Origin of the sequence: Rhodococcus sp. NPDC019647, assembly GCF_044389235.1 — a bacterium.
Classification (GTDB): domain Bacteria; phylum Actinomycetota; class Actinomycetes; order Mycobacteriales; family Mycobacteriaceae; genus Rhodococcus_F; species Rhodococcus_F oxybenzonivorans.
This window is the reverse complement of sequence record NZ_JBIRXS010000005.1, coordinates 370,410-384,506: the sequence shown is the minus strand read 5'-3', so window position 1 is coordinate 384,506 and position 14,097 is coordinate 370,410. Positions and strand designations below refer to the sequence as shown.

25 protein-coding genes and 1 pseudogene are annotated in these 14,097 nt (G+C 64.0%); 2 read left to right on the top strand and 24 right to left on the bottom strand.

All coding sequences use genetic code 11. The features are described 5' to 3' along the window. Nucleotides 1–1,338: IS1634 family transposase (locus ACH49N_RS14290; protein WP_358272970.1), on the top strand; the 1,338-nt coding region annotated here is incomplete at its 5' end. A 19-nt stretch (nucleotides 1,339–1,357) separates the two neighbouring features. Further along, nucleotides 1,358–1,426: pseudogene (locus ACH49N_RS14285) on the top strand (D-aminoacyl-tRNA deacylase); the annotation flags it as partial. 8 nt (nucleotides 1,427–1,434) lie between these two features. Here ACH49N_RS14285 and map read toward each other — a convergent pair. From map to rpsJ, 24 genes are all read right to left on the bottom strand, one after another. Beyond that, nucleotides 1,435–2,232: a type I methionyl aminopeptidase gene (gene map / locus ACH49N_RS14280; RefSeq protein WP_159925632.1), complete on the bottom strand. Its 798-nt coding sequence runs from the start codon at nucleotides 2,230–2,232 to the stop codon at nucleotides 1,435–1,437. Then, complete coding sequence (locus tag ACH49N_RS14275; RefSeq protein WP_109331573.1) at nucleotides 2,233–2,778, bottom strand: adenylate kinase; 546 nt, start codon at nucleotides 2,776–2,778, stop codon at nucleotides 2,233–2,235. Next, nucleotides 2,775–4,088 (bottom strand): preprotein translocase subunit SecY, encoded by a 1,314-nt coding sequence (gene secY / locus ACH49N_RS14270; RefSeq protein WP_213577168.1) that lies wholly within the window; start codon nucleotides 4,086–4,088, stop codon nucleotides 2,775–2,777. Before secY ends, ACH49N_RS14275 begins: the two co-directional genes overlap by 4 nt. Before the next feature lie 188 nt (nucleotides 4,089–4,276). Then, nucleotides 4,277–4,720 (bottom strand): 50S ribosomal protein L15, encoded by a 444-nt coding sequence (gene rplO / locus ACH49N_RS14265; RefSeq protein WP_109331575.1) that lies wholly within the window; start codon nucleotides 4,718–4,720, stop codon nucleotides 4,277–4,279. A 2-nt stretch (nucleotides 4,721–4,722) separates the two neighbouring features. After that, nucleotides 4,723–4,902 carry a 50S ribosomal protein L30 gene (gene rpmD / locus ACH49N_RS14260; RefSeq protein WP_005253859.1) on the bottom strand — a complete coding sequence of 60 codons (180 nt, stop codon included), beginning with the start codon at nucleotides 4,900–4,902 and terminating at the stop codon, nucleotides 4,723–4,725. Next, entirely contained in the window at nucleotides 4,902–5,558 is a 657-nt protein-coding gene (gene rpsE, locus ACH49N_RS14255) for a 30S ribosomal protein S5 (protein WP_109331576.1), read from the bottom strand. Before rpsE ends, rpmD begins: the two co-directional genes overlap by 1 nt. A gap of 31 nt (nucleotides 5,559–5,589) precedes the next feature. Beyond that, the gene (rplR, locus tag ACH49N_RS14250) at nucleotides 5,590–5,997 is read right to left on the bottom strand and encodes a 50S ribosomal protein L18 (RefSeq protein ID WP_109331582.1); all 408 of its coding nucleotides are present in this window, start codon (nucleotides 5,995–5,997) and stop codon (nucleotides 5,590–5,592) included. A gap of 1 nt (nucleotide 5,998) precedes the next feature. Beyond that, complete coding sequence (gene rplF, locus ACH49N_RS14245; RefSeq protein WP_109331583.1) at nucleotides 5,999–6,538, bottom strand: 50S ribosomal protein L6; 540 nt, start codon at nucleotides 6,536–6,538, stop codon at nucleotides 5,999–6,001. 14 nt (nucleotides 6,539–6,552) lie between these two features. Then, nucleotides 6,553–6,951, bottom strand: coding sequence for a 30S ribosomal protein S8 (gene rpsH, locus ACH49N_RS14240; protein ID WP_005239657.1), 399 nt, complete (start codon nucleotides 6,949–6,951; stop codon nucleotides 6,553–6,555). A gap of 153 nt (nucleotides 6,952–7,104) precedes the next feature. Next, complete coding sequence (locus tag ACH49N_RS14235; RefSeq protein WP_005239644.1) at nucleotides 7,105–7,290, bottom strand: type Z 30S ribosomal protein S14; 186 nt, start codon at nucleotides 7,288–7,290, stop codon at nucleotides 7,105–7,107. A 4-nt stretch (nucleotides 7,291–7,294) separates the two neighbouring features. Further along, nucleotides 7,295–7,861: a 50S ribosomal protein L5 gene (gene rplE / locus ACH49N_RS14230; RefSeq protein ID WP_109331587.1), complete on the bottom strand. Its 567-nt coding sequence runs from the start codon at nucleotides 7,859–7,861 to the stop codon at nucleotides 7,295–7,297. 1 nt (nucleotide 7,862) lies between these two features. Then, complete coding sequence (gene rplX / locus ACH49N_RS14225; RefSeq protein ID WP_109331588.1) at nucleotides 7,863–8,180, bottom strand: 50S ribosomal protein L24; 318 nt, start codon at nucleotides 8,178–8,180, stop codon at nucleotides 7,863–7,865. Further along, complete coding sequence (rplN, locus tag ACH49N_RS14220) at nucleotides 8,180–8,548, bottom strand: 50S ribosomal protein L14 (protein ID WP_005239639.1); 369 nt, start codon at nucleotides 8,546–8,548, stop codon at nucleotides 8,180–8,182. Before rplN ends, rplX begins: the two co-directional genes overlap by 1 nt. A 202-nt stretch (nucleotides 8,549–8,750) precedes the next feature. Further along, nucleotides 8,751–9,032: a 30S ribosomal protein S17 gene (gene rpsQ / locus ACH49N_RS14215; protein WP_109331594.1), complete on the bottom strand. Its 282-nt coding sequence runs from the start codon at nucleotides 9,030–9,032 to the stop codon at nucleotides 8,751–8,753. Continuing rightward, a complete protein-coding gene (rpmC, locus tag ACH49N_RS14210; protein WP_109331597.1) occupies nucleotides 9,029–9,265 on the bottom strand; it encodes a 50S ribosomal protein L29 in 237 nt (78 codons plus the stop codon). The genes rpsQ and rpmC overlap by 4 nt, the downstream gene beginning before the upstream one ends. Beyond that, nucleotides 9,265–9,681 (bottom strand): 50S ribosomal protein L16, encoded by a 417-nt coding sequence (gene rplP, locus ACH49N_RS14205; protein ID WP_005239636.1) that lies wholly within the window; start codon nucleotides 9,679–9,681, stop codon nucleotides 9,265–9,267. Before rplP ends, rpmC begins: the two co-directional genes overlap by 1 nt. A 3-nt stretch (nucleotides 9,682–9,684) precedes the next feature. Next, the gene (gene rpsC, locus ACH49N_RS14200; RefSeq protein WP_005239635.1) at nucleotides 9,685–10,491 is read right to left on the bottom strand and encodes a 30S ribosomal protein S3; all 807 of its coding nucleotides are present in this window, start codon (nucleotides 10,489–10,491) and stop codon (nucleotides 9,685–9,687) included. Next, nucleotides 10,491–10,895, bottom strand: a complete 405-nt coding sequence (gene rplV / locus ACH49N_RS14195) for a 50S ribosomal protein L22 (RefSeq protein ID WP_109331598.1) — start codon at nucleotides 10,893–10,895, stop codon at nucleotides 10,491–10,493. The genes rpsC and rplV overlap by 1 nt, the downstream gene beginning before the upstream one ends. Next, nucleotides 10,892–11,173 (bottom strand): 30S ribosomal protein S19, encoded by a 282-nt coding sequence (gene rpsS / locus ACH49N_RS14190; RefSeq protein ID WP_003940820.1) that lies wholly within the window; start codon nucleotides 11,171–11,173, stop codon nucleotides 10,892–10,894. Before rpsS ends, rplV begins: the two co-directional genes overlap by 4 nt. Before the next feature lie 13 nt (nucleotides 11,174–11,186). Continuing rightward, nucleotides 11,187–12,023: a 50S ribosomal protein L2 gene (gene rplB / locus ACH49N_RS14185; protein ID WP_015889918.1), complete on the bottom strand. Its 837-nt coding sequence runs from the start codon at nucleotides 12,021–12,023 to the stop codon at nucleotides 11,187–11,189. 39 nt (nucleotides 12,024–12,062) lie between these two features. Then, nucleotides 12,063–12,368, bottom strand: coding sequence for a 50S ribosomal protein L23 (rplW, locus tag ACH49N_RS14180; RefSeq protein WP_109331599.1), 306 nt, complete (start codon nucleotides 12,366–12,368; stop codon nucleotides 12,063–12,065). Continuing rightward, nucleotides 12,365–13,054 carry a 50S ribosomal protein L4 gene (gene rplD, locus ACH49N_RS14175; protein WP_109331600.1) on the bottom strand — a complete coding sequence of 230 codons (690 nt, stop codon included), beginning with the start codon at nucleotides 13,052–13,054 and terminating at the stop codon, nucleotides 12,365–12,367. Before rplD ends, rplW begins: the two co-directional genes overlap by 4 nt. Next, nucleotides 13,051–13,707, bottom strand: a complete 657-nt coding sequence (gene rplC, locus ACH49N_RS14170; RefSeq protein WP_009479366.1) for a 50S ribosomal protein L3 — start codon at nucleotides 13,705–13,707, stop codon at nucleotides 13,051–13,053. The genes rplD and rplC overlap by 4 nt, the downstream gene beginning before the upstream one ends. Before the next feature lie 20 nt (nucleotides 13,708–13,727). After that, nucleotides 13,728–14,033, bottom strand: a complete 306-nt coding sequence (rpsJ, locus tag ACH49N_RS14165) for a 30S ribosomal protein S10 (RefSeq protein WP_003938093.1) — start codon at nucleotides 14,031–14,033, stop codon at nucleotides 13,728–13,730. Nucleotides 14,034–14,097 lie beyond the last annotated feature (64 nt).

Here is a 14,097-nt window from a genome sequence, read left to right as displayed (position 1 = left end):
GTGCGCACAAGCGCGCGACTGCTCTACGACATGCTGGGTTCCGTCTACGACCGACTCGGGTTCGACGTCGTCGACGATGGTGTGTTCAAGGACCTGGTGATCGCCCGGATCGTCGAGCCGACCTCGAAAGTTGATGCGCTACGGGTGCTCGACGACCTCGGCGCGACAACGGTGTCCTACAAAACGATTCAACGGCATCTGGCGCAGATCGGCTCCCACGGCTATCGAGACCGGGTCGCTGCCCGGTGTTTCGAGTACGCCGCAGAAACCGGCGGCCTGAGCTTGGTGTTGTACGACGTTACGACCCTGTATTTCGAGGCGGAGAAGGAAGACGAACTCCGCAAGGTCGGGTATTCGAAAGAACGCAGGGTCGATCCACAGATCGTGGTCGGGCTGCTCGTCGACCGCACCGGATTCCCGCTCGAGATCGGCTGCTTCGAAGGCAACAAAGCCGAAACCCACACCATCGTCCCCATCGTCCGCCAGTTCCAGGCCCGCCACGACATCGCCGGCGTCGAGATGGTCGTCGCCGCCGACGCCGGCATGCTGTCGGCGGCGAATCTCACAGCCCTCGACGAGGCAGGCTTGAAGTTCATCGTCGGCTCCCGCGTCACCAAAGCGCCCGGCGACCTGGCGAACCATTTCCATTGGAACGGTGATGTTTTCACCGACGGGCAAACTATCGACACCGTTACGCCGCGGCACGGGCGCAGTGTCGTCAACGACGTGAAGAGGCGAGCCGAACCGGCCTGGAATCCCGGCACACACGCAAGTTCCTGGCGGGCGGTCTGGCAGTACTCGAAGCGGCGGGCGGTCCGTGACAATCAGACGCTCAATGCCCAGGAAGCACGCGCCCGAGCGGTCGTCGACGGCGACAAAGCCCCGAAATCAACTCGGTTCGTCAAGACCACCCCCGTCGGCCGCAGCCTCGACACCTCTGCCCTGGAGCGTGCCCGATCGCTGGTCGGGCTGAAGGGCTACGTCACCAATATCCCCGCCACGACAATGGGGCCGGGTGAGGTGATCTCCAAGTACCACGACCTGTGGCACGTCGAGCAGTCGTTCCGCATGTCCAAGACAGACCTGCGAGCACGGCCGATGTTCCATCACACCCGTGACGCGATCGAGGCGCACCTGACCATCGTGTTCGCAGCGTTAGCCGTCGCCCGCTGCATCCAGGATCAGACCGGCGTCGCGATAGCGAGACTGATCAAGCAATTCCGGCCGCTGCGGACCTCCACCATCGCCATCAACGGCGTCACCGAAGACTTCCCACCGGTGATCCCGCCCGATGAGCGTGAAATCCTTGCTCTGCTCGGCCTCGAGGCGGGGCACTAAGCGAAATGTCCTAAGTCAGGTGTTCGGCGAGCACATGCAGATCGATCTCGTCAACGACGGACCGGTCACGCTGCTGATCGACGTGTAGTGGCGCAGTCACTCCGGGCGCAGCGTGAGAATCCTCGGACCATCCTCGGTGACGGCCACGGTGTGCTCCCAGTGGGCAGCACGCGTACCGTCCGCGGTAACCACCGTCCAGTCGTCTTCCAGGACAACGGTATCGGTGGTGCCGAGCGTCAACATCGGCTCGATCGCGAGCACGGATCCGACCACCAGCTGGGGACCCTTACCCGGAGCTCCCTCGTTGGCGAGGAACGGTTCCATGTGCATTTCCCGGCCGATCCCGTGCCCGCCGTAGCCGTCTACGATCCCGTACTTCCGGCCGTGTGTTACTTCCGCCGCGCGGGTTCCCAGTTCGATCGCATGAGAGATGTCGGTGAGACGGTTCCCGGGCAGCATGGCTGCAATTCCCGCGTCCATCGACAACCGCGTGGCTTCGCTCAAATCCTGATCAGCCTCGACGAGTTCACCGACACCGAACGTCCAGGCCGAGTCACCATGCCACCCGTCGAGAATTGCACCGCAGTCGATCGAGACGAGGTCTCCCTCGGCGAGGATGTCCTGCGCCGAGGGAATCCCGTGCACCACACGATCATTGACGGACGAACATATCGATCCGGTGAACCCGTGATAGCCCTTGAACGACGGCACCGCACCTGCGTCGCGGATTACCGACTCGGCTACCTCGTCGAGTTCGAGCGTGCTCACACCAGGCTTGGCCGCATCACGCACCGCCACCAGCGCTGCACCGACGATGGCGCCCGCGGCCGCCATCGCATCGAGCTCACCGGCAGTCCGGAAGGGAACAACTTTGCGCTTGCGCCCGAAGCCCATTTACTTGCCCAACGCTGCCAGTGCGCGCGAGTTGACCTCGTCGACCTCACCCAGTGCGTCGACGGTGAGCAGATCGTTCTTGTAGTAGTCGAGCAGCGGCGCCGTCTCCTCGCGGTACACCCGGAGCCGGTTGCGGATGACGTCTTCCTTGTCGTCGGCGCGACCACGGGCCAGCATCCGTTCCACGACGATGTCCTCGTCGGCCACGAACGAGAGAACGCCGTCGAGCTTGGTGTCCAGATCAGCCAGGATCGCCTCGAGTGCCTGCGCCTGATCGACCGTGCGCGGGAAACCGTCGAGAAGGAAACCGTTGGCGGCATCCGGCTCCGCGACTCGCGCCTTCACCATGTTGTTGGTGATTTCGCTGGGAACGAGATCTCCGGCGTCGAGGTACTTCTTCGCCTCGAGACCGAGCGGTGTCTCCTGGCCGATGTTCGCCCGGAACAGGTCGCCGGTCGAGATGTGCGGGACACCGAGCTTCTCGGAAAGAATCGCGGCCTGGGTGCCCTTGCCTGCACCGGGAGGACCAAGGAGGACAAGTCTCACTTGAGGAACCCTTCGTAGTTGCGTTGCATCAATTGACTTTCGATCTGCTTGACCGTGTCCAGGGCGACACTGACGAGGATCAGCACTGCCGCGCCACCGAAGATGCTGCTGGTGGTCTGGCTCCCGGACAGGAAGAAGTGGGGCAACACTGCGATCAGGCCGAGGTAGATGGACCCCGGGACCGTGATGCGGTTGAGCACGTAATTCAGGTAGTCCGCGGTGGGGCGTCCCGGGCGGATGCCGGGAATGAACCCACCGAACTTCTTCATCTCGTCGGCGCGCTCTTCGGGGTTGAACGTGATCGCGACGTAGAAGAACACGAAGAACACGATCAACGCGAAGTAGATGGTGATGTACACCGGATTGTTCGGGTTCACCAGATACTCGTTGATGATCCGCTGCCACCAGCTCGGATCTGCAGCCGACGTCGCCCCGGTGAGCTGCGCGATGAGGTTCGGCAGATACAGCAGAGACGACGCGAAGATCACCGGGATGATGCCGGCCTGGTTGACCTTCAGCGGCAGGTAGGTGGACGAACCGCCGTACATCTTTCGGCCGACCATGCGCTTGGCGTACTGGACGGGGATACGGCGCTGGCCCTGCTCGACGAAGACCACGCCGGCGATGATGGCGAGAGCGGCGACACAGATGATCGCGAAGATCAGCCCGCCGCGACTGTCGAGAATGGCTTTGCCCTCCGACGGCAGCCGGGATGCGATACCCGCGAAGATCAGCAGCGAGAAGCCGTTACCGACACCGCGTTCGGTGATGATCTCGCCGAACCACATGACGAGCGCGGCACCCGCCGTCATCACGAGGACGATGATGACGAGCCCGAAGATGCTCTTGTCGGCGATTATTTCTTCCTGACAGCCCTGCAACAGCTGACCGCGCGCTGCGAGCGCGACGATGCCGGTGGCCTGCAGAATCGCCAGCGCGATCGACAGATATCGGGTGTACTGCGTCATCTTCGCCTGGCCGGACTGGCCTTCTTTCCGAAGCTGCTCGAACTTCGGGATGACGACCGTCAACAGCTGAACGATGATGCTTGCCGTGATGTAGGGCATGATGCCGATCGCGAACACCGAGAGCTGGAGCAGGGCTCCACCGGAGAACAGGTTGATCAGAGAATAGATACCGGCGGAATCGCCGCCCGACAACTGGTCGACACAGGCTCGGACGTTGGCGTAGTCGACGCCGGGTGACGGCAGCACGGCACCGACGCGGTAGAGCGCGACGAGGCCGAGCGCGATGAGGATCTTCCGCCTCAGGTCCGGGGTCCTGAGGGCCGAGACGAAGGCGGAAAGCAAAGATCCTCCTGGCACGACGGTGGGTGGACGAGTCACTGGGACTTTGTCCGTGAATGAACTCTAGAACTCTAACAGTGGCGACTGAACGTGCAGTTGGGAGACCTGGGGCCGACCCGGTGCACAGCGGCAAATGGCCGCAGTACAGCCCGAAGCTGTACTGCGGCCATCTACTGGCTAGCGGTGATTGCTCACAGCTCGGTGGCGGTACCACCGGCAGCAGCGATCTTCTCCTTGGCGGAGCCGGTGAACTTGTCGACCGTCACCTGGACGGCGACAGTCAGGTCGCCGTCGCCGAGAACCTTGACGAGCTGGTTCTTGCGAACGGCGCCCTTGGCAACGAGATCCTCGACCGTGACCTGCCCACCCTCGGGGAACAGACGGGCGATGTCGCCGACGTTGACGACCTGGTACTCGGTGCGGAACGGGTTGGTGAAGCCCTTGAGCTTGGGCAGACGCATGTGCAGCGGCATCTGTCCACCCTCGAAGGCGACGGGCACGTTCTTGCGGGCCTTGGTGCCCTTGGTGCCGCGACCCGCAGTCTTACCGCGCTTGCCGCCCTCGCCTCGACCGACGCGGATCTTGGCTGACTTGGACCCGGGCGCGGGGCGCAGGTGATGCAGTTTGATGGTCATGGTTAGACCTCCTCAACTGTGACGAGGTGGCGCACCACGTTGATCAGACCGCGGTTCTGCGCATTGTCCTCGCGGACAACCGTCTGCCGGATGCCCTTGAGACCGAGGGTGCGCAGCGAGTTCCGCTGGTTCTGCTTGGTACCGATGGTGCTCTTGATCTGAGTGACCTTGAGTTCGGCCATTACTTCACGCTCCCAGCCTGTGCACGCGCACGCAGCATGCCGGCGGGGGCCACATCCTCGAGGGCGAGACCGCGACGAGCGGCAACTTCCTCGGGGCGCTGCAGACCCTTGAGCGCAGCAACGGTCGCATGGACGACGTTGATGGCGTTGTCGCTACCGAGCGACTTCGACAGGATGTCGTGGATGCCCGCGCACTCCAGCACGGCACGCACCGCGCCACCGGCGATGACACCGGTACCGGCGCTCGCGGGACGCAGCATGACGATGCCGGCAGCGGCTTCACCCTGGACGGGGTGCGTGATGGTGCCGCCGATCATCGGAACGCGGAAGAAGCTCTTACGAGCCTCCTCGACACCCTTCTGGATGGCCGCAGGAACTTCCTTGGCCTTGCCGTAGCCGACGCCGACCAGTCCGTTGCCGTCACCCACGATCACCAGTGCGGTGAAGCTGAAGCGACGACCACCCTTGACGACCTTCGACACGCGGTTGATCGTGACGACCCGCTCGATGTGGTTCGACTTCTCGGCTGACTGTCCGCCGCGACGATCGTCGCGACCGCCACCACGACGGTCGCCGCCGCCACGGTTGTCCCCCGTGTTGGGTCCATTCTGTCCGGCGGGTCCGCTTCCGCCGTCACGCCTCTGACGTCCCGGCATCAGGCTGTCCTTCCGTTCGAAATGATGGTCATCAGAACTTCAACCCGCCTTCGCGAGCTGCGTCTGCCAGGGCCGCGATGCGACCGTGGTAGCCGTGTCCGCCGTGGTCGAAGACCACGGTCTCGACTCCGGCAGCCTTCGCGCGCTCGGCGATCAGCTGACCGACCTTCGCGCTGAGGGTCTTCTTGTCGCCGTCCGCAGCGCGCACGTCTGCCTCGGTGGTCGACGCCGCGGCCAGCGTGTGGCCCGCGAGGTCGTCCACCAGCTGGACGTGGATGTGGCGCGAGGACCGGTTGACGACCAAGCGGGGACGCTCGGGCGTGCCGGACACCTTCTTGCGGAGACGGAAGTGACGACGCACCTTCGACAGGCGACGCTTCGTGGACGCATCCTTGCCCAGCGGAATTCGCTTGGCTTTCTGGTTTGCAGTCTGGCTCATATCACTTACCCGTCTTTCCGACCTTGCGGCGGATCTGCTCACCCTCGTAACGCACGCCCTTGCCCTTGTACGGGTCCGGACGGCGGAGACGACGGATGTTGGCCGAGATCTGCCCGACCTTCTGCTTGTCGATGCCCGACACGGAGAACTTGGTGGGCGACTCGACCGCGAAGGTGATGCCTTCCGGAGCCTCGATCGGGACCGGGTGGCTGTATCCGAGCGCGAACTCGAGGTCCTTGCCCTTGAGAGCAACGCGGTAACCGACGCCGTGGATCTCCATCTTGGTGGTGTAACCGTCGGTCACACCCGTGACCAGGTTCTGCACCAGCGTGCGAGAAAGACCGTGGAGTGCACGGCTACGACGCTCGTCGTCCGGACGGGTGACGCTGAGCGTTCCGTCCTCGTTCTTCTCGATGGTGATCGGCTCTGCGATGGTGAGGCCGAGGGTGCCCTTCGGCCCCTTGACCGTGACGTCCTGGCCGTCGATCGACACGTCGACACCGGCGGGGACGGTAACGGGAATCTTTCCGATACGCGACATTGTGGTGGCCTCCCTTACCAGACGTAGGCGAGGACTTCCCCGCCCACTCCTTGATTGGCCGCCTGGCGATCGGTGAGCAGGCCGGTGGACGTGGAAATGATCGCCACGCCGAGGCCGCCCAGAACCTTGGGCAGGTTGGTGGACTTTGCGTACACACGCAGACCGGGCTTCGAGACACGACGCACGCCGGCAAGGCTGCGCTCACGGCTCGGGCCGTACTTGAGGTCGACGATGAGGGTCTTACCGACCTCGGCGTCCTCGGTGCGGTAGTCGGCGATGTAGCCCTCCCGCTTGAGGATCTCGGCGATGTTCGCCTTGATCTTCGAGTGGGGCAACTTCACCTCATCGTGGTACGCCGTGTTGGCGTTGCGCAGACGTGTCAAGAAGTCTGCGATGGGGTCGGTCATGGTCATGAGGTTGACCTCTACCTTTCTCACAACGGTTCCCTCTGCCGTGTCCGGCGCAGGCCTATCGCGAAGTAGGTCTTACGTTTCCCGGCCCGAGATTACGAACCGGAAGTCTGTGGTGGGTGACGTCGTCATCGTCGAGGCGACGACGTCACCGGATCACCAGGAGCTCTTGTGAACGCCGGGCAGCTCGCCGGCGTGCGCCATCTCGCGGACGCAGATTCGGCACAGGCCGAACTTGCGGAACACCGAGTGCGGACGACCGCACCGCTGGCAGCGGGTGTAGGCGCGCACCGCGAACTTGGGCTTCTTGTTGGCCTTGTTGACCAATGCCTTCTTAGCCATTAGCTCAGTTCTCCTTGAACGGGAAGCCGAGGTGCTTGAGCAGGGCACGGCCTTCTTCGTTGTTGGTCGCGGTGGTCACCACGGTGATGTCCATGCCGCGCGGGCGGTCGATCTTGTCCACGTCGATCTCGTGGAACATCGACTGCTCGTTCAGGCCGAACGTGTAGTTGCCGTTGCCGTCGAACTGGGTTCCCGACAGGCCACGGAAGTCCCTGATGCGGGGAAGGGCCACGGAAACGAGACGGTCCAGGAACTCCCACATGCGGTCGCCACGAAGCGTGACGCGGGCACCGATCGGCATGCCCTCGCGAAGCTTGAACTGCGCGATGGACTTGCGTGCCTTGCGGATCTCGGGCTTCTGACCGGTGATCAGGGCGAGGTCGTTGACGGCACCGTTGATGAGCTTGGCGTCGCGGGCGGCGTCACCGACACCCATGTTGACGACGACCTTGACGACGCCCGGGATCTGCATCACGTTGGCGTAGTCGAATTCGCTGTTCAGCGCAGCCTTGATCTCTTCGCGGTAGCGAGTCTTCAGGCGCGGCTGGATCTTGTTCTCAGTGGAGGTCATGTCAGATGTCCTTCCCGTTCTTCCGGGAAATCCGAACGCGCTTGCCGGACTCTTCGTCGGTCCGGTAGCCCACGCGGGTGGGGTTGCCGTCCGAGTCGATGACCGCGACGTTGGAAACGTGGATCGGGGCTTCCTGCGTCACGATGCCGCCGGAGGAAGCTCCGCGCTCGTTCGCGGAAACCGCGGTGTGCTTCTTGATGCGGTTCACGCCTTCGACGAGGACCTTGTTGGTCGCGGGGTAGGCCTGAATGACCTTGCCCTTCGCGCCCTTGTCCTTGCCGGCGATGACCAGCACGGTGTCACCCTTGTGCACCTTCATCACAGCACCTCCGGGGCGAGCGAGACGATCTTCATGAACTTCTTCTCACGCAGCTCACGGCCGACGGGGCCGAAGATGCGGGTGCCACGGGGATCGTTGTCCGGCTTGATGAGGACGGCGGCGTTCTCGTCGAACTTGATGTACGACCCGTCCGGACGGCGACGTTCCTTCGTGGTGCGGACGATGACGGCCTTGACGACCTCGCCCTTCTTGATGTTTCCACCCGGGATGGCGTCCTTGACGGTGGCGACGATGATGTCACCGATCCCGGCGTAGCGGCGTGACGAACCACCGAGAACGCGGATGCAGAGAATCTCCTTGGCACCCGTGTTGTCGGCGACGCGCAGCCGCGACTCCTGCTGAATCACTTACTTCTCCTTGACCTGGTGTTTTCGACTGGAGCGACCAACTGGCGATCACTCTGTCGTGCACGGCAGATTTCCGACCCGACGTGCGCGGTCCGTACCCGTACCCTGCATGAGGCCGCCCTGACGGGTGGCACAACGGTGGGGTTGCCGTGCATCTGTCGCAAGGCAACCCCACCATCATACTGGACACATATTGTGGTTCTTACTTGGCCTTCTCGACGACCTCGACGAGGCGCCAGTGCTTCGTCGCGGACAGCGGACGGGTTTCCATCAGCTGCACGAGGTCACCGACACCGGCGACACCGTTCTCGTCGTGGGCCTTGACCTTGCTGGTCCGGCGGATGATCTTGCCGTAGAGCGGATGCTTGACCCGGTCTTCGAGCTCGACCACGATCGTCTTCTCCATCTTGTCGGAGACGACGTATCCGGTGCGGACCTTGCGGCTGCCGCGCTCTGTAGTGCTCACTGCTTTTTCCTCACTCATGCCGCGTCACCTGCGTCCGGACCAACGGCCAGCCCGAGCTCACGCTCACGCAGAACGGTGTAGATACGCGCGATGTCGTGACGGACGGTCCGAAGCCGGCGGTTGTTGTCCATCTGGCCGGTGGCCATCTGGAAACGAAGGTTGAACAGCTCTTCCTTCGACTCACGAAGCCGGGTGACCAGCTCTTCTTCGGTGAGCTCGCGGAGCTCTGCGGCTGGGGTTCCAGTAGCCATCAGAACTGCTCCTCCCTTGTCACGATCCGGCACTTGCAGGGGAGCTTGTGCATCGCGCGGCGCAGGGCCTCGCGTGCGATCTCCTCGTTGGGGTAGCTCATCTCGAACATCACGCGACCAGGCTTGACGTTCGCGATCCACCACTCGGGGGAACCCTTACCGGAACCCATGCGGGTTTCGGCCGGCTTCTTGGTGAGGGGGCGATCCGGGAAGATGTTGATCCAGATCTTGCCGCCACGCTTGATGTGCCGGGTCATGGCGATACGAGCGGACTCGATCTGCCGGTTGGTGATGTAGGCAGGCTCGAGGGCCTGGATGCCGTAGTCACCGAAGGTCACCTGGGTTCCACCCTTGGCGGCACCCGAACGGCTCGGATGGTGCTGCTTGCGGTGCTTGACCCGCCGTGGGATCAACATGCGTCAGCCCTCCTTCTGTTCAGTCGTAGCGGGTGCATCGGCGGTGGCGGTCGCTGCGCGACCGGCCTCGGTGCTGGTCGCGGTGGTGCCGGTGGCACCGGAACGACGGGGGCGGCTCGGACGCTCGCGCCGCGGACGATCGCCGGCGGGAGCAGCCACGTTGGCGGCGAGCTCACGCTTGCCACCGACGATGTCGCCCTTGTAGATCCAGACCTTCACGCCGATGCGGCCGAAGGTGGTCTTGGCCTCGTAGAGGCCGTAGTCGATGTCGGCGCGCAGCGTGTGCAGCGGGACGCGACCTTCGCGGTAGAACTCCGAGCGGGACATCTCGGCACCACCGAGACGACCGGAGCACTGGACCCGGATGCCCTTGACGTTCGGCTGACGCATGGCCGACTGGATGGCCTTACGCATGGCGCGACGGAAAGCGACGCGGTTCGAGAGCTGCTCGGCGACACCCTGGGCGACGAGCTGAGCCTCGGCCTCGGCGTTCTTGACCTCGAGGATGTTCAGCTGGACCTGCTTGCCGGTCAGCTTCTCGAGCTCGGAACGGATGCGGTCGGCCTCGGCGCCGCGGCGGCCGATGACGATGCCCGGACGCGCGGTGTGGATGTCCACACGCACACGGTCACGGGTGCGCTCGATCTCGACCTTCGCGATGCCCGCGCGCTCCATGCCGGTGGCGAGGAGCTTACGGATGGCGACGTCTTCCTTGACGTACTCCGCGTACTGCTTGTCTGCGTACCAGCGGGACTTCCAGTCGGTGGTGATGCCGAGTCGGAAGCCGTGCGGGTTGATTTTCTGGCCCACTACTGAGCACTTCCCTTCCGGCGATTACGGGTCGATGTTCCGGTCTTCGGCAGGCTCTCCACAATCACGGTGATGTGGCTCGTCCGCTTACGGATACGGAACGCACGTCCCTGTGCACGCGGCTGGAACCGCTTGAGGGTCGCGCCCTCGTCCACGTACGCCGTGGCAACGACAAGCGTGCTCGGGTCGAGGTCGAGGTTGTTCTCGGCGTTGGCTGCAGCGCTGGCGATCACCTTGGCGACCGGCTCGCTCGCTGCCTGCGGCGCGAACTTCAGGATGGAGAGGGCGTCTTCAACCGAACGCCCGCGGACCAGGTCCACAACTCGACGCGCCTTCATCGGCGTGACGCGCACGTGGCGCGCAATTGCCTTGGCGGTCGGGTTGGCGGTTTCGGTGTTGCTCATCGCCTCTTCGCCTTCCGATCATCCTTGATGTGACCCTTGAACGTGCGGGTCGGTGCAAACTCTCCGAGCTTGTGTCCGACCATCGAGTCGGAGACGAACACGGGGACGTGCTTGCGGCCGTCGTGAACCGCAAACGTGTGGCCGATGAAGTCCGGGATGATCGTGGAACGACGGGACCAGGTCTTGATGACCTGCTTGGTTCCCTTTTCGTTCTGCACGTCCACCTTCGCGAGGAGGTGGTCATCGACGAACGGGCCCTTCTTGAGGCTGCGTGGCATCCTTCACTCCCTCCTAGCGCTTGTTCTTGCCGGTACGGCGACGACGGACAATGAGCTTGTCACTCGCCTTGTTCTTGCGGGTGCGGCCTTCGGGCTTGCCCCACGGGCTGACCGGGTGGCGACCACCGGAGGTCTTACCCTCACCACCACCGTGCGGGTGGTCGACCGGGTTCATCACGACACCACGGACGGTCGGGCGCTTGCCCTTCCACCGCATACGGCCGGCCTTGCCCCAGTTGATGTTCGACTGTTCGGCGTTGCCGACCTCACCGATCGAGGCGCGGCAGCGAACGTCGACGCGACGGATTTCGCCGGACGGCATACGCAGCGTGGCGTAGGTGCCTTCCTTACCGAGCAACTGGATGCTGGAACCAGCCGAGCGGGCCATCTTGGCGCCGCCACCGGGGCGGAGCTCGACGGCGTGGATGGTGGTACCCGTCGGGATGTTGCGCAGGGGCAGGTTGTTGCCGGGCTTGATGTCGGCGCCTGCACCGGACTCGACCGGCGCACCCTGGAACAGGCCCTTGGGGGCGATGATGTAGCGCTTCTCGCCATCTGCGTAGTGCAGCAGGGCGATACGCGCGGTGCGGTTGGGGTCGTACTCGATGTGCGCGACCTTGGCCGGCACGCCGTCCTTGTCGTTGCGACGGAAATCGATCAACCGGTAGGCGCGCTTGTGACCGCCACCCTTGTGCCGGGTGGTGATACGACCGTGTGCGTTACGTCCACCGCGTCCGTGGAGCGGGCGAACCAGCGACTTCTCGGGGGTCGACCGAGTGATCTCGGCGAAGTCCGAGACGCTCGAGCCACGACGGCCCGGAGTTGTCGGCTTGTACTTACGGATTGCCATGAGTCTTCTCGTCCTCTATGTCTCGTCAAGTCCCGGCGCTTACGCGACCGGTCCTCCGAAGATCTCGATGGGCTTGCTGTCGGCCGAGAGGGTCACGAGCGCGCGCTTGGTGTCCTTGCGCTTGCCGTAACCGAACCGGGTCCGCTTGCGCTTGCCCTGACGGTTGGCGGTGTTGACGCTTGTCACGGTGACGCCGAAGATCTTCTCGACGGCAATCTTGATCTGCGTCTTGTTCGAGTCCGGGTGCACCAGGAAGGTGTAGGTGCCTTCCTCGATCAGTCCGTAGGACTTCTCGGAGATGACCGGAGCCAGCAGGATGTCGCGGGGGTCAGCGATGGTCGTCACTTGGCCTCCTCCTTGTTCTCTTCCTGGACGCTCTCGGCGGGCCCGTGGATGAACGTGTTGAGCGCCTCGACGCTGAACACGACGTCATCGCTGTTGAGCACGTCGTACGTGTTGAGCTGGTCGGGTGCGATGGGATGCACACCGTCCAGGTTCTGCACGCTCTTCCACGCCGCGATGTCTTCACGTCCGACGACGAGCAGGACCTTCTTGCGGTCCGAGATCTCGCCCAGGAACGCCTTGGCGCCCTTCGTCGAGGGAGTCTGACCGGCGACCAGCTCGGTGATCACGTGGATACGCTCGTTGCGCGCCCGGTCGGAGAGGGCTCCGCGCAGGGCGGCGGCCTTCATCTTCTTGGGCGTCCGCTGGCTGTAGTCACGCGGCTGCGGGCCGTGGACGGTGCCACCACCGGCGAACTGCGGTGCACGGGTCGAGCCCTGACGGGCGCGGCCGGTGCCCTTCTGGCGGTACGGCTTCTTTCCACCGCCGCGAACCTCGCCGCGGGTCTTGGTGGAGTGGGTGCCCTGACGCGCAGCTGCGAGCTGAGCGACGACAACCTGGTGGAGAAGCGCGATGTTGGCAGGCGCGTCGAAGATCTCCGCGGGGAGATCGACGGTGCCGTTGGTCTTGCCGCCGGCGACCTTGACGTCCAGCGTCAGCTTGGTCGTCGATGTCTCGGTGCTGGTCATGCCCGTGCACCACCCTTCACTGCACTCTTGACGATCACGAGGCCACCCTTGCGGCCGGGGATCGCACCCTTGATCAGCAGCAGGCCGTTCTCGGCGTCCACCTTGTGGACCGAGAGGTTCTGCGTCGTGATGCGGTCGCTACCCATGCGGCCGGACATGCGCATGCCCTTGAACACGCGGCCCGGAGTGGCGCAGCCACCGATGGAACCGGGGCGACGGTGCACAGCCTGGGCGCCGTGCGAGGCGCCCTGGCCGGCGAAGCCGTGGCGCTTCATGGTTCCGGCGAAGCCCTTACCCTTGCTGGTTCCGGTGACGTCGACGTAGGCGCCGTCCTCGAAGACCTCGGCGGTAAGTTCCTGGCCGACCTCGTACTCCGAGGTGTCGGCAACGCGGAGCTCCACAACGTGGCGGCGCGGGGTGACGCCGGCCTTGGCGAACTGGCCGGAAGTCGGCTTGTTCACCTTGCGCGGGTCGATGGCGCCGAACGCGAGCTGCACGGCGCTGTAGCCGTCACGCTCTTCGGTACGAATCTGGGTCACGACGTTGGGCCCGGCCTTCACGACGGTGACCGGAACGACCCGGTTGTTCTCGTCGAAGACCTGGGTCATGCCGAGCTTCGTGCCCAGGATTCCCTTGATCTTGGTATCAGTCATTGTTTTTGTCTCCGCCGCGCTCACTGAATATTGACGTCGACGCTGGCCGGAAGGTCGATGCGCATGAGCGCGTCCACCGTCTTGGGCGTCGGGTCGAGGATGTCGATAAGCCGCTTGTGAGTACGCATCTCGAAGTGCTCGCGCGAGTCCTTGTACTTGTGCGGCGAGCGGATGACGCAGTACACGTTCTTTTCGGTCGGCAACGGCACGGGTCCAACGACGCGGGCCCCGGTACGGGTCACCGTCTCGACGATCTTGCGCGCTGACGCGTCGATCGCCTCATGGTCGTAGGCCTTGAGCCTGATGCGGATCTTCTGTCCCGCCACGCTTAGTGTCCTTTTCTTGCCGCGTTTCGTAGAACCACCCGAGTCGGGCCGAACTACCTCGTCG